Raw genomic sequence first — 18,390 nt, forward strand, 5'->3', positions numbered from 1 at the left:
CCGGCCGTCCCGGTGCTCCCCGCGCCCGCCGTGCGCCTCGCCGGTGCCGCAGATCAATTAGGTTGGAGGGGCAGCGGGGCAAGCAGGCAGGTACGAGAAAGTGGGCTGATGTCCGAGATGAATGCAGAAAGCCGCACGAGGCTCAACCGGATGCCCGAGTGGACGGCCCTCGGCAAGCACCGGGAGCAGCTGGGGCAGACGCATCTGCGTGAGCTGTTCGCCGCCGACCCGACGCGCGGCACCGCGTACACGCTGCGGGTGGGCGACCTCTATCTGGACTACTCCAAGCACCTGGTCACCGACGAGACGCTGCGGCTGCTGCGCGAGCTGGCCGCCGCGACCGGCGTGGCCGCGCTGCGGGACGCCATGTTCCGCGGCGATCGCATCAACACCACCGAGGACCGGGCGGTCCTGCACACGGCGCTGCGCGCCCCGCGCGACGCCGTGGTCGAGGTCGACGGCGAGAACGTGGTCCCCGGCGTGCACGCCGTGCTCGACAAGATGGCCGCCTTCTCCGAGCGGATCCGCTCCGGCGAGTGGACCGGGCACACCGGCAGGCCCATCAAGAACATCGTCAACATCGGTATCGGCGGATCCGACCTCGGTCCGGCGATGGCGTACGAGGCGCTGCGCTCCTACACCCGGCGCGACCTGACGTTCCGTTTCGTCTCCAACGTGGACGGCGCGGACCTCCACGAGGCGATCCGCGACCTGGACCCCGCCGAGACGCTGTTCATCATCGCGTCCAAGACCTTCACCACCATCGAGACCATCACCAACGCCACCTCCGCCCGCGACTGGCTCCTCACCGGCCTGAGGGCCGGTCAGGACGCCGTGGCGCGACACTTCGTGGCCCTGTCGACCAACGCCGAGAAGGTCGACGGGTTCGGCATCGACACGGCCAACATGTTCGAGTTCTGGGACTGGGTCGGCGGCCGGTACTCCTACGACTCCGCCATCGGCCTCTCCCTGATGATCGCCATCGGACCGGACCGGTTCCGGGAGATGCTCGACGGCTTCCACCTGGTCGACGAGCACTTCCGCACCGCCCCGCCCGAGGAGAACGCGCCGCTGCTCCTCGGCCTGCTGGGCCTGTGGTACGGGGCGTTCTTCGACGCCCAGTCGCACGCCGTCCTGCCGTACAGCCACTACCTGTCGAAGTTCACGGCGTACCTCCAGCAGCTCGACATGGAGTCCAACGGCAAGTCCGTCGACCGCGACGGCAACCCGGTCGACTGGCAGACCGGCCCCGTCGTCTGGGGCACCCCGGGGACGAACGGGCAGCACGCCTACTACCAGTTGATCCACCAGGGCACCAAGGTCATCCCGGCCGACTTCATCGGCTTCGCCCGGCCGGTCGCCGACCTGGAGCCCGGTCTCGTCCCGCAGCACGACCTGCTGATGGCCAACTTCTTCGCCCAGACACAGGCCCTCGCCTTCGGCAAGACGCCCGACGAGGTCCGCGCCGAGGGCGTGGCCGAGGAACTGGTGCCGCACAAGACCTTCCGCGGCAACCACCCCACCACCACGATCCTCGCCGACGAACTGACCCCGTCGGTGCTGGGCCAGCTGATCGCGCTGTACGAGCACAAGGTGTTCGTCCAGGGCGCCGTCTGGAACATCGACTCCTTCGACCAGTGGGGCGTCGAACTGGGCAAGGTGCTGGCCAAGCGGATCGAGCCCGTGCTGACCGAGGGCGAGGGCGGCGAGCGGCTGGACAGCTCCACCGCCGCGCTGGCCGAGCGGTACCGGACGCTGCGCGGCCGGTGACGCCCTGACGGGGGAGGGCACGGGCGGCCTCGGGAGCCCATTCCGGAGCCCGCCCCCGACCCCCGTTCCGGCACGCCCGCCGACGCCGGAGGCCCGGCCCACCCCCACGGGTGAACCGGGCCTCCCACGCACGGGCCTGAGCGGCCGTCAGACGCCCGCCGGCGGCTCCAGGGCCCCGGGCAGGCGCGCGGCCGCCGCCTGGTCCAGCAGCCACAGCGTCCGCGACCTGCCGTACGCACCGGCGGCCGGGGCCTGCATCTCGCCCGCGCCCGACAGGGCGATCGCCACCGCCTGCGCCTTGTCCTCGCCGGCCGCCAGCAGCCACACCTCGCGGGCGGCCCGGATCGCCGGGAGCGTGAGCGAGACGCGGGTCGGGGGCGGCTTGGGCGCACCGTGCACGCCCACCACCGTGCGCTCGGTCTCCCGCACCGCCGGGAGTTCCGGGAAGAGCGAGGCGACGTGCGTGTCCGGCCCCACGCCCAGCATCAGGACGTCGAACGTCGGCACCGGGCCGTCGTCGTCGGGTCCGGCCGCGGCGGCCAGTTCCTCCGCGTACGCGGCGGCCGCGGCGTCCGCGTCGTCGCCGTACGCGCCACCCGCCACCGGCATGGTGTGCACCCGTGCCGGGTCCAGCGGCACGCCGTCGAGCAGCGCCTTGCGGGCCTGGGTGTCGTTCCGGTCGGGATCGCCCTCGGGCAGGAACCGCTCGTCGCCCCACCACAGGTCGAGGCGCGACCAGTCGATCGCGTCCCGGGCGGGCGACGAACTCAGGGCGGCCAGCAGGCCGTTGCCGTTGCGCCCGCCGGTCAGGACCACCGAGGCGAAGCCCCGGGCGGCCTGGGCGTCGACGATGCTCGTCACCAGCCGGGCCGCGGCGGCCTGTGCCATCAGCTCCTTGTCGCGGTGGACGACGAGCTCCGGAGCGCTCACGTGGTCGCCGCCTTCTTGGCCGAGGACTTGGCCGCGGTCTTCTTCGCCGCGGGCTTCTCCCCGGCCGGCTGCCCGGCGGGCGTCTCCTCCGCCTGCCGGCCGGCGCCGTCCGGTGCGCCCCCGCCCTCGGACCGGGCCGTCTCGCCCAGCCGCTCCACGCCGTACCGCAGCGCGGAGGCGTACGTGTCGTCCGGGTCGAGGCGCCGCAGCTCCTCGGCGATCAGCTCGGACGTCTCACGGCGCTTGAGCGCCACCGCGCGGTCCGGCTGCCCCTCGATGCACAGGGTGGCGAGCGAGGCGTCCGGCCGGTGCAGCACGATGGGACCGCAGGTGGTCTCCATCCGCACCGCCGTCAGACCGGGGCCGGACGACGTGGCGCGCTTCACCGGGATCTTCAGCCGGTCCGCCAGCCACATGGCCAGCAGCTCGACGCTCGGGTTGAACCCCTCGCCCTCCACCTCGGCCGACGTGACCTCGCACGTCACCTGGTCCAGGGCCGCCGCCAGCATCGAACGCCACGGCGTGATCCGGGTCCAGGACAGGTCCGTGTCGCCCGGCGTGTAGGCCGCCGCGCGCGCGGCGAGCTCCCGCACCGGGTGCTCCGAGGCGTACGAGTCGGTGACGCGGCGCTGACCGAGGGCGCCCAGCGGGTCGTTGGCCGGGTCGGCCGGCGCGGCCACCGGCCACCAGACCACCACCGGGGCGTCCGGCAGCAGCAGCGGCAGGACGACCGACTGGGCGTGGTCGATGACCTCGCCGTACAGCCGGAGCACCACCGTCTCGCCGGTCGAGGCGTCCGCGCCCAGCCGCACCTCGGCGTCCAGGCGGGCGTTGGCCCGGTCCCGCGGCGAACGCGAGGGGCGCTTGATGACCACCAGCGTCCGCGAGGGGTGCTCGCGGGACGCCTCGTTGGCGGCCTTCAGCGCGTCGTAGGCGTTCTCCTCGTCGGTGACGATCACCAGGGTGAGCACCATGCCGATGGCCGGTGTCCCGATGGCCCGCCGCCCCAGCACCAGCGCCTTGTTGATCTTGCTGGATGTGGTGTCCGTAAGGTCGGTCTTCATGGCCGGCGCCAGCTCCGTCCGTCTCGTGCGAGCATCTCGTCCGCCTCGGCCGGCCCCCAGGTCCCGGACTCGTACTGCGCGGGCTTGCCGTGGCGGTCCCAGTACTGCTCGATCGGGTCGAGGATCTTCCAGGACAGCTCGACCTCCTCCGTGCGCGGGAAGAGGTTGGCGTCGCCGAGCAGGACGTCGAGGATCAGCCGCTCGTACGCCTCGGGGCTGGACTCCGTGAAGGACTCGCCGTAGGCGAAGTCCATCGACACGTCCCGGACCTCCATGGAGGTGCCCGGCACCTTCGAGCCGAACCGCAGGGTCACGCCCTCGTCCGGCTGCACCCGGATGACCAGGGCGTTCTGCCCCAGCTCCTCGGTCGCCGTGTGGTCGAAGGGGGAGTGCGGGGCGCGCTGGAAGACGACCGCGATCTCGGTGACCCGGCGGCCGAGGCGCTTGCCGGTGCGCAGGTAGAAGGGGACGCCCGCCCAGCGGCGGTTGTCGATCTCCAGCTTGACCGCGGCGTAGGTGTCGGTCTTCGACTGCGGGTCGATGCCGTCCTCCTCCAGGTAGCCGACGGCCCTGGCACCGCCCTGCCACCCGGCCGCGTACTGCGCGCGCACGGTGGACTTGCCGAGGTCCTTGGGCAGCTTCACCGCGCCCAGCACCTTGGTCTTCTCGGCCGCGAGGGCGTCCGCGTCGAAGGAGGCGGGCTCCTCCATCGCGGTCAGTGCGAGCAGCTGGAGGAGGTGGTTCTGGATGACGTCACGGGCGGCGCCGATGCCGTCGTAGTACCCGGCGCGGCCGCCGATGCCGATGTCCTCGGCCATGGTGATCTGCACGTGGTCGACGTACGACCGGTTCCAGATCGGCTCGAAGAGCGTGTTGGCGAACCGGAGCGCCAGGATGTTCTGGACGGTCTCCTTGCCCAGGTAGTGGTCGATGCGGAAGACCTGGTCGGGCGAGAAGACCTCGTGCACGATCCCGTTCAGGTCCTTGGCGGACGCCAGGTCGTGGCCGAACGGCTTCTCGATGACCGCGCGGCGCCAGGAGTCGCCCTTCTCCTCGGCCAGCCCGTGCTTCTTCAGCTGCTGCACGACGACGGGGAAGAACTTGGGCGGTACGGAGAGGTAGAACGCGAAGTTGCCGCCGGTCCCCTGCGCCTGGTCCAGCTCGTCCATCGTCTTCTTCAGGGTCTCGAACGCCTCGTCGTCGTCGAAGTTGCCCTGGACGAACCGCATCCCCTGGCTGAGCTGCTGCCACACCTCCTCCCGGAAGGGCGTGCGGGCGTGCTGCTTGACGGCCTGGTACACCTCGTCGGCGAAGTCCTCGTCCTGCCACTCGCGCCGGGCGAACCCGATGAGCGAGAAGCCCGGCGGCAGGAGGCCCCGGTTGGCGAGGTCGTAGACGGCAGGCATCAGCTTTTTACGGGACAAATCGCCCGTGACGCCGAAGATCACCAGGCCCGACGGCCCCGCGATGCGCGGGAGCCGTCGGTCTGCGGCGTCACGGAGCGGATTCGCTCCATGAACAGCGTTCAAGGTTTACGCCTCCGAAGGGGCGAGGCGCTTCAGCTCCGCCTCGGTCGACTTGAGCAGGTCGTTCCAGGACGCCTCGAACTTGTCGACGCCCTCGTCCTCCAGCAGCTGCACGACCTCGTCGTAGCCGATGCCGAGCTTCTCGAGGGCCGCCAGGTCGGCGCGCGCCTGGTCGTAGGTGCCCGCGATGGTGTTGCCGGTGACGGCGCCGTGGTCGGCCGCGGCCTCCAGGGTGGCCTCCGGCATCGTGTTGACCGTGCCCGGGGCGACCAGCTCGTCGACGTACAGGGTGTCCTTGTACGCCGGGTCCTTCACGCCGGTCGAGGCCCACAGCGGGCGCTGCTTGTTCGCCTGCGCCTTGTCCAGGGCGGCCCAGCGGTCGGAGGAGAAGACCTCCTCGTACGCCTCGTACGCCAGACGGGCGTTGGCGAGGGCGGCCTTGCCGCGCAGCGCCTTGGCCTCGTCGGTGCCGATGCCGTCCAGCCGCTTGTCGATCTCGGTGTCCACGCGGGACACGAAGAAGGACGCCACCGAGTGGATCTTCGACAGGTCCAGGCCGCGCTCCTTGGCCTTCTCCAGACCGGCCAGGTAGGCGTCCATCACCGCGCGGTAGCGCTCCAGCGAGAAGATCAGCGTGACGTTGACGCTGATGCCGAGGCCGATGACCTCGGTGATCGCCGGCAGACCCGCCTTGGTGGCCGGGATCTTGATGAGCGTGTTCGGCCGGTCCACCAGCCACGCCAGCTGCTTGGCCTCGGCGACCGTCGCCTTGGTGTTGTGCGCCAGGCGCGGGTCGACCTCGATCGACACCCGGCCGTCCTGGCCCTGCGTCGCGTCGAAGACCGGACGCAGGATGTCGGCGGCGTCCCGCACGTCCGCCGTCGTGATCATCCGGATGGCTTCCTCGACGGTCACCTCACGGGCCGCCAGGTCCGACAGCTGGACGTCGTAGCCGTCGCCCTGCGAGATCGCCTTCTGGAAGATCGACGGGTTGGTGGTGACACCCACCACGTGCTGCTGGTCGATCAGCTCGGCGAGGTTGCCGGACGTGATCCGCTTGCGGGACAGGTCGTCCAGCCAGATCGCGACGCCTTCGTCGGAGAGGCGCTTGAGTGCGTCTGTCATGAGAAATGCATCTCCTACTAGTTCGTGTACCGGCGTCAGCGCGCGGCGGCTTCGATGGATTCCCGGGCGGCGGCGGCGACCGCCTCGGCGGTGAAGCCGAACTCGCGGAAGAGCACCTTGCCGTCCGCCGAGGCACCGAAGTGCTCCAGCGAGACGATGCGACCCGCGTCACCGACGTACCGGTGCCAGGTCAGACCGATCCCGGCCTCGACCGCGACACGCGCCTTCACCGAAGGCGGCAGCACCGCATCCCGGTACCCCTGGTCCTGCTCCTCGAACCACTCGACGCACGGCATCGACACGACCCGGGTCGGGACGCCCGCGGCCTGGAGCTGCTCGCGTGCCCCGACGGCCAGGTGCACCTCGGAGCCGGTGGCGATCAGCACGACCTGCGGCTCGCCGCCCTCGGCGTCGAACAGCACGTAGCCACCGCGGGCGGCGTCGTCGTTCCAGTCGTATGTCGGAACGCCCTGGCGGGTGAGCGCCAGACCGTGCGGGGCGCCCTTGCCGAACTCCTTCGTCCAGCGGCGCAGGACCTCGCGCCAGGCGATCGACGTCTCGTTGGCGTCGGCCGGGCGCACCACGTTCAGGCCCGGGATGGCGCGCAGCGAGGCCAGGTGCTCGACCGGCTGGTGCGTCGGGCCGTCCTCGCCGAGGCCGATGGAGTCGTGCGTCCACACGTACGTCACCGGCAGGTGCATCAGCGCGGAGAGGCGGACCGCGTTGCGCATGTAGTCGGAGAACACCAGGAAGGTGCCGCCGAAGATGCGGGTGTTGCCGTGCAGCGCGATGCCGTTCATCTCCGCGGCCATCGCGTGCTCGCGGATGCCGAAGTGGATGGTCCGGCCGTACGGGTCGGCCTCCGGCAGCGGGTTGCCCACCGGGAGGAACGACGACGTCTTGTCGATCGTCGTGTTGTTCGAGCCGGCCAGGTCGGCGGAGCCGCCCCACAGCTCGGGGACGACCGCGCCCAGCGCCTGGAGGACCTTGCCCGAGGCGGCACGGGTGGCGACGCCCTTGCCGGTCTCGAAGACCGGGAGCTTCTCCTCCCAGCCGGCCGGCAGCTCGCCCGCGGCGATGCGGTCGAACTCGGCGGCGCGCTCCGGGTTGGCGGAGCGCCACTCCTGGAACTGCTTCTCCCACTTCGCCCGGGCCTCACGGCCGCGGTCGAGGGCCCGGCGGGTGTGGCCGATGACTTCGTCCGAAACCTCGAAGGACTTCTCGGGGTCGAAGCCCAGGACGCGCTTGGTGGCCGCGACCTCCTCGTCGCCGAGCGCCGAGCCGTGGGCGGCCTCGGTGTTCTGCGCGTTGGGCGCGGGCCAGGCGATGATGGAGCGCATCGCGATGAACGACGGGCGCGAGGTCTCCGCCCGCGCGGCCTGGATCGCTGCGAAGAGGGCCTCGGGGTCGAGGTCGCCGTTCTCCTTCGGCTCCACGCGCTGGACGTGCCAGCCGTACGCCTCGTACCGCTTCATCGTGTCTTCGGAGACGGCGGTCTCGGTGTCGCCCTCGATCGAGATGTGGTTGTCGTCCCACAGCAGGATCAGGTTGCCGAGCTTCTGGTGGCCGGCCGTGGACGACGCCTCCGCGGAGATGCCCTCCTGGAGACAGCCGTCACCGGCGATGCAGTAGACGAAGTGGTCGAACGGCGAGGTGCCGGGAGCGGCCTCCGGGTCGAACAGGCCGCGCTCGTAGCGGGCGGCCATGGCCATGCCCACGGCGTTGGCGACACCCTGGCCCAGCGGCCCGGTGGTCGTCTCGACGCCGACCGTGTGGCCGTACTCCGGGTGGCCCGGGGTCTTCGAGCCCCAGGTCCTAAACGCCTTCAGGTCGTCCAGCTCCAGGCCGAAGCCGGCCAGGTAGAGCTGCGTGTACAGCGTCAGGGACGAGTGTCCGGCGGACAGCACGAAACGGTCGCGCCCGGTCCAGTCGGCGTCCGCCGGGTCGTGCCGCATCACCTTCTGGAAGAGGGTGTACGCGGCCGGGGCCAGGCTCATGGCCGTACCGGGATGGCCGTTGCCGACCTTCTGTACGGCATCGGCGGCCAGGATGCGGGCGGTGTCGACGGCCCGCTGGTCCAACTCGGTCCACTCGAGGTCTGTGGTGGTCGGCTTGGTGCTCACCCTGGGTCAGGGCTCCTCTCCACATGTCGAATGCCGGTGACGTAGATCCCACCGGCCGTTGTCGAGCCTACCCCCGCGAGAACGTGCATTTTTTCGAGTCATTCCAGACTGCCGGGGTCGGCCGGGATCCGCCTCCTGACTGGGCCCCACGGCCTTTGGCAAGTGAATACGGAGGCGCTCATCCGATCGCTCATCCGAGCGTGGAAACCACCCTTTGCGGTGCCCTCTCCAACACGACCCACCCCCGCGGAGGGCGAGGTATGGGCAACGTCTAGAGTGGCGTGGTACGCGCGAGTCTCTACCGGGCCTTCACGCCCGGGAGGCGACTCGCTGGGATGTCTCTGTCAGGGGTGTGCGTGACGGCCGTCGAATCCCGTCCGGCGGGTGTGCTCGGGACGAGCACGGGGAAGCGGCCATTCGGGGCCCGCGTCAAGGCCTTCGTGGCGCTGACCAAGCCGCGGATCATCGAGCTGCTCCTGATCACCACGGTTCCCGTGATGTTCCTGGCCGAGCAGGGCGTGCCCGACCTGTGGCTGGTGCTCGCCACCTGCCTCGGCGGCTACCTGTCGGCCGGCGGCGCCAACGCGCTGAACATGTACATCGACCGCGACATCGACGCGCTCATGGACCGCACGTCGCAGCGGCCGCTGGTCACGGGCATGGTCTCGCCGCGCGAGGGCCTGGTCTTCGGCCTCACCCTCGCGGTGGTCTCCACCCTGTGGTTCGGGCTGCTGGTCAACTGGCTGTCCGCCGGGCTGTCGCTGGGCGCGCTCCTCTTCTACGTCGTCGTCTACACGATGATCCTCAAGCGCCGCACCGCGCAGAACATCGTCTGGGGCGGCATCGCCGGCTGCATGCCCGTCCTCATCGGCTGGTCCGCGGTCACGGACTCGGTGTCCTGGGCCGCCGTCGTCCTCTTCCTCGTCATCTTCTTCTGGACGCCGCCGCACTACTGGCCGCTGTCGATGAAGGTGAAGGAGGACTACGCGCGCGTGGGCGTGCCCATGCTGCCCGTCATCGCCTCCAACAAGGTGGTGGCCCGCCAGATCGTCCTCTACAGCTGGGTGATGGTCGCCGTCTCCCTGCTGCTGACGCCGCTCGGCTACACCGGCTGGTTCTACACGACGGTGGCGCTGGCGACCGGCGGCTGGTGGCTGTGGGAGGCGCACGCCCTGCAGAACCGCGCCAAGGCCGGCGAGACCGGCGGCAAGCTGAAGGAGATGCGGCTGTTCCACTGGTCGATCACCTACGTGTCGCTGCTGTTCGTCGCGGTCGCGGTCGACCCCTTCCTGCGGTAACCGCACCCCCGCCGCGCCGACGGGCGGGCCGCGTGGTCAAGGCCACGTGGCCCGCCCGTCGCCAGTCGATCTACCCGCGAGTAGCATCCTGTCCATGGCAGACACCAAGCAGGGCGACACGACGCAGGCGAAGGCCGGGGCCGAGCGCACGGCCGCGAAGCTGGCCAAGCGGATCCAGGCGTTCTCCAAGGAACACGGCGGCGCCGAGGGCCAGCTCGCCTACATCGGCCAGACGGGCACCCGGATCGTGCTCGTCGGCGAGGACGGCGGCTGGGGCGACCTCGTCGCACCCTCCCACGACGTCGCGAAGAGCGCCGCCGAGAAGGCGGGCCTCACCCTCCACGAGAACTTCGACGGCGACTTCGCGGCCAAGGTCCGCACCGGCCCGTACGAGTGGACCCGCATGGCGGGCATCCAGATCGGCGGCCCGTCGAACGACTGAGGCAACACCTTGGGCGGGGCTCACCCGTTAGGACCTGTGACGGTTCAGCCGGCGCAGGGAGCCCCCGCATGATCGACACCCCGATGTTGGTGGACCAGTACTGCCACGGGGTGCTCCGTACGGAGCTGGGCCTCGGCACCTTCGAAACGATGCTCGGCCGGTCCGCCGCTCCGCCCGCGGCCGGTACGACCTTCTTCGACACCCAGACCGGCTTCGCCGTACGGCGCTGGTGCCCGCCCCTGCTCGGGCTGGAACCGCACTGCCCGCCCGCGCGCTACCTGGCCCGCCGCCGCGAGCTCGGCGTCCTGGAATCGGGGCGCCGCCTGCTCCGCGCCACCGGCATCTCCACCTACCTGGTGGAGACCGGCCCGCCCGGCGACCTCACCGGCCCGGCGGAGATCGCCGCCGCCGGGGACGCCCGGGCCCACGAGATCGTCCGCCTGGAACCCCTCGCCGAACAGGTGGCCGACACGTCCGGCACCGTCGACGCCCTGCTCGCCAACCTCGCCGAGGCCGTCCACGGGGCGGCCCTCACCGCCGTCGCCTTCACCTCCGCCGCCGCCGTGCGCCACGGGCTCGCCCTCGCCCCCGCGCCCCCCGGCCCCGGCGAGGTGCGGGGCGCGGCCGGGCGCTGGCTGGCCCGCCGCACGGTGGGCGGCGCGCTCACCGACCCGGTCCTGCTGCGGCACCTGCTGTGGATCGCCGTCTCGTCCGGGCGGCCCCTCCAGCTGCACCTGGGCGACGACGACCCGATGACGCTCGGCGACTTCGCGGCGGCCACCGCCGGGCTGGGCACCGACCTGGTGCTGCTGCACGGCTACCCCCACCACCGGCAGGCCGCGCACCTGACGAGCGTGTTCCCCCACGTGTACGCCGACCTGGGCCCGGCGCTCGCGCGGACCGGCGCGCGGGCGGCGGCCGTGCTCGCGGAGACCCTGGAGCTGGCGCCGTTCGGCAAGCTGCTGTTCTCCAGCGGCGCGCGGGGGCTGCCCGAACTGCACGTGGTGGGGGCGCGGGTGTTCCGCGAGGCACTCGGCCGGGTGCTGGCCGACTGGGTCGTCGACGGCGCGTGGTCCCGTCCCGACGCCCAGCGGGTGGCGGGCATGATCGCCTCGGGCAACGCCCGGCGGGTGTACCGGCTCGACCAGGCCCAGCAGGTTCCCGGCCCGGGCGGTCACTAGGGAGTGTCCGCACCCCGCACCCCGCCCCCGGGCGGTGCGCCCGTCAGGCGGTGGGGCTCAGCGCCGCGTCCGGGGCCTGCGCGGGGATCCCGGTCCCGGGTTCCCGGGCCGGCCGCTCCCGCAGGCTCAGCGCCAGGCGCAGGACCGCGATCCACATCAGCGACGAGCCCAGCATGTGCAGGCCGACCAGGACCTCCGGCACCCCGGTGAAGTACTGCACGTACCCGATCGCGCCCTGCGCCACCAGCACCAGCAGCAGGTCACGGGCGCGCGCCCGGGTGTCGTCGGGGGCGTCCACCACGCGCAGGACGAAGAACACGGCCAGCGCCAGCGCGCACACCGCCCAGGCGAACAGGGCGTGGAGCTGGGCGACCGAGGTGTAGTCGAACGGCATGCGCGGCACGTCGCTGCTGTCCCCCGCGTGCTTGCCGGAACCCGTCACCAGGGTGCCCGCCGCCACGAGCAGGCCGGCCACGACCACCAGCGTCCAGCCCAGCTTCCGCACCGGCCCCGGCACGCGCGGCCGGGCCGGGCCGTCGCCCTCCCGGCTGCGCAGCCAGCTGACGGTGGTCACCGTCAGCAGCGCGTTGGCGGCGAGGAAGTGGATGGCGACGGTCCACGGGTTGAGCTCCAGCCGCACGGTGATGCCGCCGATGATGGCGTTGAGCGCCACGATCCAGAACTGCAGCCAGCCCAGCCGACTCAGCTGCCGCCGCCGGGGCTCGGCACAGCGGGCGGCCACGATGAACCAGCCCACGGCCGCCGACACCACGTAGGTGAGCAGCCGGTTGCCGAACTCGATGGCTCCGTGGATGCCCTGCTCGGACGTGGTGAACAGGCTGTCGTCCGTGCACTTGGGCCAGGTGTCGCAGCCGAGGCCGGAACCCGTCAGCCGGACGGCGCCACCCGTCACGATGATGACCACCGTCATGACGACGGCGGAGAGGGCGGCACGCCGGACCGTTTTGGGGGAGGGTGTCCAGCGCTGGGCGATAAAGGCGAGGGGGGTCAACACGGACACCATCGTAGGCGCCCGCTTGTGCACCGATTCACGAGGCCCCCCTCCGGGCGCTCCCGGCGGTCATTCCCAGCGGAAGAACCGCGCCGCCGCGCCGAGCCCGAGCACCGCCCACACCGCCAGGATCCCGGCGGCGCCCCACGGCATCGCAGACCCTTCCCGCAGGACGTCCCGCAGCCCGTCCGACAGCGCCGAGATGGGCAGCAGCTCCAGCACCGCGCGCACCCCGGCGGGGAACTTCTCCAGCGGCACGATCACCCCGCCGCCCACCAGGAGCAGCAGGAACACCAGGTTCGCGGCGGCGAGCGTCGCCTCGGCCCGCAGCGTGCCCGCCATCAGCAGCCCGAGGCCGGAGAAGGCCGCCGTGCCGAGGACGAGGAGCAGCGCGACGGACAGGGGGCTGCCGTGCGGCGACCAGCCCAGCGCCAGGGCGATCACCGTCAGCAGGGCGACCTGGAGGACCTCGGTGACGAGCACCGCGAGCGTCTTGGCCGTCATCAGCGCCCAGCGCGGCAGCGGCGACGCGCCGAGGCGCTTGAGCACCCCGTACCGCCGCTCGAAGCCGGTGGCGATCGCCTGTCCCGTGAAGGCCGTCGACATCACGGCGAGCGCGAGGACGCCGGGGGCGAGGAAGTCCACGGCCTCGCCGCCGCCCGTGTCGACGATGTCGACCGTCGAGAACAGCACCAGCAGCAGGGAGGGGATGACGACGGTGAGCAGCAGCTGTTCGCCGTTGCGCAGCAGCATCCTGGTCTCGAACGCGGCCTGCGCGGCGATCATCCGCCCGACGGGCGCCGCGCCCGGCCGGGGTGTGTAGGTCCCGGCGCTCATGAGGGCTCCTTGCCGGTCGGTTCCAGATCGTGCCGTCCCGTGGGGCGGCCCCCGGGCGCCCGGCGTTCGCCGGCGCGGACTCGTGTCATGAGCGCAGCTCCTTGCCCGTGAGCTCCAGGAAGACGTCCTCGAGGGTGTGCCGCTCGACCGCGATGCCGTCGGGCATCACCCCGTGCTGGGCGCACCAGCTGGTCACCGTGGCGAGCAGCTGCGGGTCGACCGTGCCGCTGATGCGGTACGCGCCCGGCACCGGCTCGGCGGCCGCGGTGCCGTCCGGCAGCGCCTTGAGCAGCGAGCCGAGGTCGAGGCCGGGGCGGCCGGTGAAGCGGAGGGTGTTCTCCGCGCCGCCGCGGCACAGCTCCTCGGGGCTTCCCTGGGCGACGGTCCGGCCGGCGTCGATGATGGCGACGTCGTCGGCCAGTTCCTCGGCCTCGTCCATGAAGTGGGTGGTCAGGACGGTGGTGACGCCGTCGGCGCGCAGCTCGCGGATCAGTTCCCAGGTGGAGCGGCGGGCCTGCGGGTCGAGTCCGGCGGTCGGTTCGTCCAGGAAGACCAGCTCGGGGCGGCCGACGACGGCCAGGGCGAGCGCCAGGCGCTGCTGCTGACCGCCGGAGAGCCGGCGGTAGGTGGTGCGGCCGCAGGAGCCGAGCCCGAGGCGCTCGATCAGCGCGTCCACGTCGAGGGGGTGGGCGTGGAGTCTCGCCATGTGGCGGAGCATCTCGTCCGCGCGGGCGCCGGAGTAGACGCCGCCGGACTGGAGCATCACGCCGATGCGCGGCCGGAGGCGGGCGGCGTCGGCGACCGGGTCGAGGCCCAGGACGCGGACGGTGCCGGCGTCGGCGCGGCGGTAGCCCTCGCAGGTCTCGACGGTGGTGGTCTTGCCGGCCCCGTTCGGCCCGAGCACGGCGGTGACGGTGCCCGCCCGGACGTCGAGGTCGAGGCCGTCCACCGCGGTCCTGGTCCCGTACCGCTTGACCAGGCCACGGACCTGGACGACGGACTCGTTTCGCATGGGCGGAAGTCTAGAGAGCGGGTCGGGGCGCCCCGTTCGGCGGGTGGAGCCGGTGGCGGGAAACGGACCGGCCGCAGGGCCGGATCCGGTCCCCGGCATGATCGCCTCCAGGGGTGCCCGCGTACCGGCGGTCGGGCAAAACGGGCAGGTCAGGCGGGGGAGCGGCGGGTTCGCCGGGCCCCGGCCCCTGATCGTTTCCGCAGGTCAGGTTAGGTTTCCCTTAGTGATGTACGGCACCGTCCGCCGGTCGGGACGTCGCTTGTCAGGCCCTGAGGAATTACGCAACAATGGCGTTGTGAAAAACGTCGGTGAGGCTCCCGCGGCTCCAGCGGAGGAACTCGCGACCGGGGAGCGCTCCACGCGCAACCGGGTCGCGCGCTCCATCCTGGATCACGGCCCGTCCACCGTGGCCGAGCTCGCCAAGCGGCTCGGTCTCACGCAGGCCGCCGTCCGCCGGCACCTCGACGCCCTCGTCGCGGACGACGTCGTCGCCCCCCGCGAGCAGCGCGTCTACGGCGCCCGCACCCGTGGCCGCCCGGCCAAGGTGTTCGCCCTGACCGACTGCGGCCGGGACGCCTTCGACCAGTCGTACGACGCCCTCGCCGTCGACGCCCTGCGCTGGATCGAGCGGACCGCCGGCGAGGAGGCCGTCGCCGCCTTCGCCCGGGACCGGATCGAGTCCCAGGCCGAGGCGTACCGCGAGGCCGTCGAGGCGGCGGCGCCCGAGGACCGCGCCGAGGCGCTCGCCAAGGCCCTGAGCGCCGACGGGTACGCTGCCACGGCCCGCAACGCGCCGGTCGGACAGCAGCTCTGCCAGCACCACTGCCCGGTCGCCCACGTCGCGGAGCAGTACCCGCAACTGTGCGAGGCTGAGACGGAGATCTTCAGCCGTCTGCTCGGCACCCACGTGCAAAGACTGGCGACCATCGCCCACGGCGACGGTGTCTGCACGACGTACATCCCGCACACCACATCATCAGCATCTGCAAGCACGGCCGGGAGGAACCCCGCATGACCACCGAGATCAGCCACCCCGAGCTCGAGGGCCTGGGTCGGTACGAGTACGGCTGGGCCGACCCGGACGCGGCCGGAGCGGCCGCCAAGCGCGGTCTCTCCGAGGACGTCGTCCGCGACATCTCCGCGAAGAAGAACGAGCCGGAGTGGATGCTGAAGCTGCGGCTGAAGGGTCTGCGCCTCTTCGACAAGAAGCCCATGCCGAACTGGGGCTCCGACCTGTCGGGCATCGACTTCGACAACATCAAGTACTTCGTCCGCTCCACGGAGAAGCAGGCGGCCTCCTGGGAGGACCTGCCCGAGGACATCAAGAACACGTACGACAAGCTCGGCATCCCCGAGGCGGAGAAGCAGCGCCTCGTCGCCGGTGTCGCGGCCCAGTACGAGTCCGAGGTCGTCTACCACCAGATCCGCGAGGACCTGGAGGAGCAGGGCGTCATCTTCCTCGACACCGACACCGCGCTCAAGGAGCACCCGGAGCTCTTCCAGGAGTACTTCGGCACGGTCATCCCGGTCGGCGACAACAAGTTCGCGTCGCTGAACACCGCGGTGTGGTCCGGCGGCTCGTTCATCTACGTCCCCAAGGGCGTGCACGTCGAGATCCCGCTCCAGGCCTACTTCCGGATCAACACCGAGAACATGGGCCAGTTCGAGCGGACGCTGATCATCGTCGACGAGGACGCCTACGTCCACTACGTCGAGGGCTGCACCGCCCCGATCTACTCCTCGGACTCCCTCCACTCCGCCGTGGTCGAGATCATCGTGAAGAAGGGCGCCCGCTGCCGCTACACGACGATCCAGAACTGGTCGAACAACGTCTACAACCTGGTCACCAAGCGCGCCGTGGCCTACGAGGGCGCGACCATGGAGTGGGTCGACGGCAACATCGGCTCCAAGGTGACGATGAAGTACCCGGCCGTCTACCTGATGGGCGAGCACGCCAAGGGCGAGACCCTCTCCATCGCCTTCGCGGGCGAGGGCCAGCACCAGGACGCCGGCGCCAAGATGGTCCACATGGCGCCGAACACCTCCTCCAACATCGTCTCCAAGTCGGTGGCGCGAGGCGGCGGCCGCACCTCCTACCGCGGTCTCATCGAGATCGGCGAGGGCGCCCCGGGCTCCAAGTCGAACGTGCTGTGCGACGCGCTGCTCGTCGACACGATCTCCCGCTCGGACACGTACCCGTACGTCGACGTCCGCGAGGACGACGTGTCCATGGGCCACGAGGCGACCGTCTCCAAGGTCTCCGAGGACCAGCTCTTCTACCTCATGAGCCGCGGCCTGTCGGAGGACGAGGCCATGGCGATGATCGTGCGCGGCTTCGTCGAGCCGATCGCCAAGGAGCTGCCCATGGAGTACGCGCTCGAGCTCAACCGGCTGATCGAGCTGCAGATGGAAGGCGCGGTGGGCTAGCAGCCCCCGGCCGTATCGATCACGTCCCCGGGCTCACCCGGTGTGAGCCCAGTGAGCCGCCCGCGGGGCGGCCGGCCCCGGCCGGACCCGCCCCGCGCGCAGCGCACGCACCGAACGCAGAAAGCGAGCAGACCGACAGCCATGGCTGAGGCCCAGAACATCCCGGTGGGCTCCACGACCGCCGGCTCCATCGCGGTGGCCGCCGAGTCCACCGTCGCGACCCGCATGAGCGCGCCCCCGTCCTTCGACGTCGCGGACTTCCCCGTCCCGCACGGCCGCGAGGAGGAGTGGCGGTTCACGCCGCTGGAGCGGCTCCGCGGGCTGCACGACGGCACCGCGGTCGCCACCGGCGACGGCGTCCGCGTCGAGGTGGAGGCGCCCGAGGGTGTCACCGTCGAGACCGTCGGCCGTGACGACGCCCGGCTCGGCAGGGCCGGCACCCCGGTGGACCGGGTCGCCGCCCAGGCGTACTCCGCCTTCGAGAAGGCCTCGGTCGTCACCGTGCCCAAGGAGACCGTGCTCACCGAGCCGATCCGGATCTCCGTGCACGGCGAGGGCGGTACCGCCTTCGGCCACCAGGTCGTCGAGCTCGGCGCGTTCGCCGAGGCCGTCGTGGTCATCGACCACACCGGTGACGCGGTCCTCGCCGCCAACGTGGACTACCTCCTCGGCGACGGCGCCAAGCTCACCGTCGTCTCCATCCAGGACTGGGACGAGAAGGCCGTCCACGTCGGCCAGCACAACGCTCTGGTCGGCCGCGACGCCTCCTTCAAGTCGGTCGTCGTCACCTTCGGCGGCGACGTCGTCCGCCTCCACCCGCGCGTGACGTACGCCGGGACCGGCGGCGAGGCCGAGCTGTTCGGCCTGTACTTCACGGAGAAGGGCCAGCACCAGGAGCACCGCCTCCTGGTCGACCACAACACCCCGCACTGCAAGTCGAACGTCGCCTACAAGGGCGCGCTCCAGGGCGAGAACGCCCACGCCGTGTGGATCGGTGACGTGCTCATCCAGGCCGCTGCCGAGGGCACCGACACGTACGAGATGAACCGCAACCTGGTTCTGACCGACGGCGCCCGCGTCGACTCCGTGCCCAACCTGGAGATCGAGACCGGCGAGATCGCCGGCGCCGGTCACGCCTCCGCCACCGGCCGCTTCGACGACGAGCAGCTCTTCTACCTGATGGCGCGCGGCATCCCGGAGACCGAGGCCCGCCGCCTCGTCGTCCGCGGCTTCTTCGCCGAGCTGGTCCAGCAGATCGGTCTGCCGGACGTCGAGGAGCGCCTCATCACCAAGATCGAGGCGGAGCTGGAGGCGTCCCTCTGATGCCCTTCGTCCGAGCCTGTGGGCTGAGCGAGCTGGAGGAGGACACCCCGAAGCGGGTGGAACTCGACGGCACGCCGGTTTCCGTCGTCCGGACCGAGGGCGAGGTGTTCGCGATCCACGACATCTGCTCGCACGCCAACGTCTCGCTGTCGGAGGGCGAGGTCGAGGACTGCCAGATCGAGTGCTGGCTGCACGGATCCGCCTTCGACCTCCGCACCGGCAAGCCGTCCGGCCTTCCCGCGACGCGCCCCGTCCCCGTATACCCCGTAAAGATCGAAGGGGACGATGTGCTCGTCTCCGTCACCCAGGAGTCCTGAGTC

The 18,390-nt window shown here is 71.4% G+C and carries 16 protein-coding genes; 8 read left to right on the plus strand and 8 right to left on the minus strand.

The features are described from left to right. Positions 1-117: 117 nt before the first annotated feature. Positions 118-1,770: a glucose-6-phosphate isomerase gene (pgi, locus tag A4V12_RS32540; protein WP_064073168.1), complete on the plus strand. Its 1,653-nt coding sequence runs from the start codon at positions 118-120 to the stop codon at positions 1,768-1,770. A gap of 147 nt (positions 1,771-1,917) precedes the next feature. On the opposite strand, the gene pgl is transcribed toward pgi, so the two are convergent. Genes pgl through tkt form a run of 5 tightly spaced genes read right to left on the minus strand, consistent with a single transcriptional unit; the run spans position 1,918 to position 8,538 of the window. Next, complete coding sequence (pgl, locus tag A4V12_RS32545) at positions 1,918-2,700, minus strand: 6-phosphogluconolactonase (RefSeq protein ID WP_064073090.1); 783 nt, start codon at positions 2,698-2,700, stop codon at positions 1,918-1,920. After that, positions 2,697-3,764 carry a glucose-6-phosphate dehydrogenase assembly protein OpcA gene (gene opcA / locus A4V12_RS32550; RefSeq protein ID WP_064073091.1) on the minus strand — a complete coding sequence of 356 codons (1,068 nt, stop codon included), beginning with the start codon at positions 3,762-3,764 and terminating at the stop codon, positions 2,697-2,699. The genes pgl and opcA overlap by 4 nt, the downstream gene beginning before the upstream one ends. Beyond that, positions 3,761-5,293: a glucose-6-phosphate dehydrogenase gene (gene zwf / locus A4V12_RS32555; protein ID WP_064073092.1), complete on the minus strand. Its 1,533-nt coding sequence runs from the start codon at positions 5,291-5,293 to the stop codon at positions 3,761-3,763. The genes opcA and zwf overlap by 4 nt, the downstream gene beginning before the upstream one ends. 3 nt (positions 5,294-5,296) lie before the next feature. Continuing rightward, positions 5,297-6,415 (minus strand): transaldolase, encoded by a 1,119-nt coding sequence (tal, locus tag A4V12_RS32560; protein ID WP_064073093.1) that lies wholly within the window; start codon positions 6,413-6,415, stop codon positions 5,297-5,299. A 35-nt stretch (positions 6,416-6,450) separates the two neighbouring features. Beyond that, positions 6,451-8,538: a transketolase gene (gene tkt / locus A4V12_RS32565; RefSeq protein WP_064073094.1), complete on the minus strand. Its 2,088-nt coding sequence runs from the start codon at positions 8,536-8,538 to the stop codon at positions 6,451-6,453. 356 nt (positions 8,539-8,894) lie between these two features. On the opposite strand from tkt, the gene A4V12_RS32570 reads away from it, so the two are divergent. The 3 genes from A4V12_RS32570 (at position 8,895) to A4V12_RS32580 (ending at position 11,459) form a co-directional block, all read left to right on the plus strand. Next, a complete protein-coding gene (locus A4V12_RS32570; RefSeq protein WP_064073169.1) occupies positions 8,895-9,836 on the plus strand; it encodes a heme o synthase in 942 nt (313 codons plus the stop codon). 94 nt (positions 9,837-9,930) lie between these two features. After that, the gene (locus tag A4V12_RS32575) at positions 9,931-10,278 is read left to right on the plus strand and encodes a hypothetical protein (RefSeq protein ID WP_064073095.1); all 348 of its coding nucleotides are present in this window, start codon (positions 9,931-9,933) and stop codon (positions 10,276-10,278) included. A 68-nt stretch (positions 10,279-10,346) separates the two neighbouring features. Further along, positions 10,347-11,459 carry an amidohydrolase family protein gene (locus A4V12_RS32580; protein WP_064073096.1) on the plus strand — a complete coding sequence of 371 codons (1,113 nt, stop codon included), beginning with the start codon at positions 10,347-10,349 and terminating at the stop codon, positions 11,457-11,459. 43 nt (positions 11,460-11,502) lie between these two features. Here the strand turns inward: A4V12_RS32580 and A4V12_RS32585 are convergent, their stop codons facing one another. From A4V12_RS32585 to A4V12_RS32595, 3 genes are all read right to left on the minus strand, one after another. Continuing rightward, positions 11,503-12,483 (minus strand): COX15/CtaA family protein, encoded by a 981-nt coding sequence (locus A4V12_RS32585; RefSeq protein ID WP_064073097.1) that lies wholly within the window; start codon positions 12,481-12,483, stop codon positions 11,503-11,505. Between the two features lie 57 nt (positions 12,484-12,540). Further along, entirely contained in the window at positions 12,541-13,308 is a 768-nt protein-coding gene (locus A4V12_RS32590; RefSeq protein ID WP_064073098.1) for an ABC transporter permease, read from the minus strand. An 85-nt stretch (positions 13,309-13,393) separates the two neighbouring features. Next, on the minus strand, positions 13,394-14,320 hold the full coding sequence (locus A4V12_RS32595) for an ABC transporter ATP-binding protein (protein WP_064073099.1): 927 nt from the start codon (positions 14,318-14,320) through the stop codon (positions 13,394-13,396). Between the two features lie 295 nt (positions 14,321-14,615). Here A4V12_RS32595 and A4V12_RS32600 point away from each other — a divergent pair, with 295 nt between their 5' ends. From A4V12_RS32600 to A4V12_RS32615, 4 genes are all read left to right on the plus strand, one after another. Then, a complete protein-coding gene (locus tag A4V12_RS32600; RefSeq protein ID WP_064073100.1) occupies positions 14,616-15,335 on the plus strand; it encodes a helix-turn-helix transcriptional regulator in 720 nt (239 codons plus the stop codon). Beyond that, on the plus strand, positions 15,332-16,747 hold the full coding sequence (gene sufB / locus A4V12_RS32605; protein ID WP_064073101.1) for a Fe-S cluster assembly protein SufB: 1,416 nt from the start codon (positions 15,332-15,334) through the stop codon (positions 16,745-16,747). The genes A4V12_RS32600 and sufB overlap by 4 nt, the downstream gene beginning before the upstream one ends. Before the next feature lie 141 nt (positions 16,748-16,888). Further along, the gene (gene sufD, locus A4V12_RS32610) at positions 16,889-18,070 is read left to right on the plus strand and encodes a Fe-S cluster assembly protein SufD (RefSeq protein ID WP_064073102.1); all 1,182 of its coding nucleotides are present in this window, start codon (positions 16,889-16,891) and stop codon (positions 18,068-18,070) included. Continuing rightward, entirely contained in the window at positions 18,070-18,387 is a 318-nt protein-coding gene (locus A4V12_RS32615) for a non-heme iron oxygenase ferredoxin subunit (RefSeq protein WP_064073103.1), read from the plus strand. The genes sufD and A4V12_RS32615 overlap by 1 nt, the downstream gene beginning before the upstream one ends. Positions 18,388-18,390: the final 3 nt, after the last annotated feature.

The sequence above is a fragment of the Streptomyces noursei genome, assembly GCF_001646665.1.
GTDB classification, from domain to species: domain Bacteria; phylum Actinomycetota; class Actinomycetes; order Streptomycetales; family Streptomycetaceae; genus Streptomyces; species Streptomyces lavendulocolor.

Excerpts from the sequence above, each read along its gene's own strand:
- pgi (WP_064073168.1), top strand. The coding sequence starts at position 118 with ATGAATGCAGAAAGCCGCACGAGGCTCAACCGGATGCCCGAGTGGACG.
- opcA (WP_064073091.1), bottom strand. The coding sequence starts at position 3,764 with ATGAAGACCGACCTTACGGACACCACATCCAGCAAGATCAACAAGGCG.
- tal (WP_064073093.1), bottom strand. The coding sequence starts at position 6,415 with ATGACAGACGCACTCAAGCGCCTCTCCGACGAAGGCGTCGCGATCTGG.
- A4V12_RS32575 (WP_064073095.1), top strand. The coding sequence starts at position 9,931 with ATGGCAGACACCAAGCAGGGCGACACGACGCAGGCGAAGGCCGGGGCC.
- A4V12_RS32580 (WP_064073096.1), top strand. The coding sequence starts at position 10,347 with ATGATCGACACCCCGATGTTGGTGGACCAGTACTGCCACGGGGTGCTC.
- A4V12_RS32585 (WP_064073097.1), bottom strand. The coding sequence starts at position 12,483 with ATGGTGTCCGTGTTGACCCCCCTCGCCTTTATCGCCCAGCGCTGGACA.
- A4V12_RS32590 (WP_064073098.1), bottom strand. The coding sequence starts at position 13,308 with ATGAGCGCCGGGACCTACACACCCCGGCCGGGCGCGGCGCCCGTCGGG.
- A4V12_RS32595 (WP_064073099.1), bottom strand. The coding sequence starts at position 14,320 with ATGCGAAACGAGTCCGTCGTCCAGGTCCGTGGCCTGGTCAAGCGGTAC.
- sufB (WP_064073101.1), top strand. The coding sequence starts at position 15,332 with ATGACCACCGAGATCAGCCACCCCGAGCTCGAGGGCCTGGGTCGGTAC.
- sufD (WP_064073102.1), top strand. The coding sequence starts at position 16,889 with ATGGCTGAGGCCCAGAACATCCCGGTGGGCTCCACGACCGCCGGCTCC.
- A4V12_RS32615 (WP_064073103.1), top strand. The coding sequence starts at position 18,070 with ATGCCCTTCGTCCGAGCCTGTGGGCTGAGCGAGCTGGAGGAGGACACC.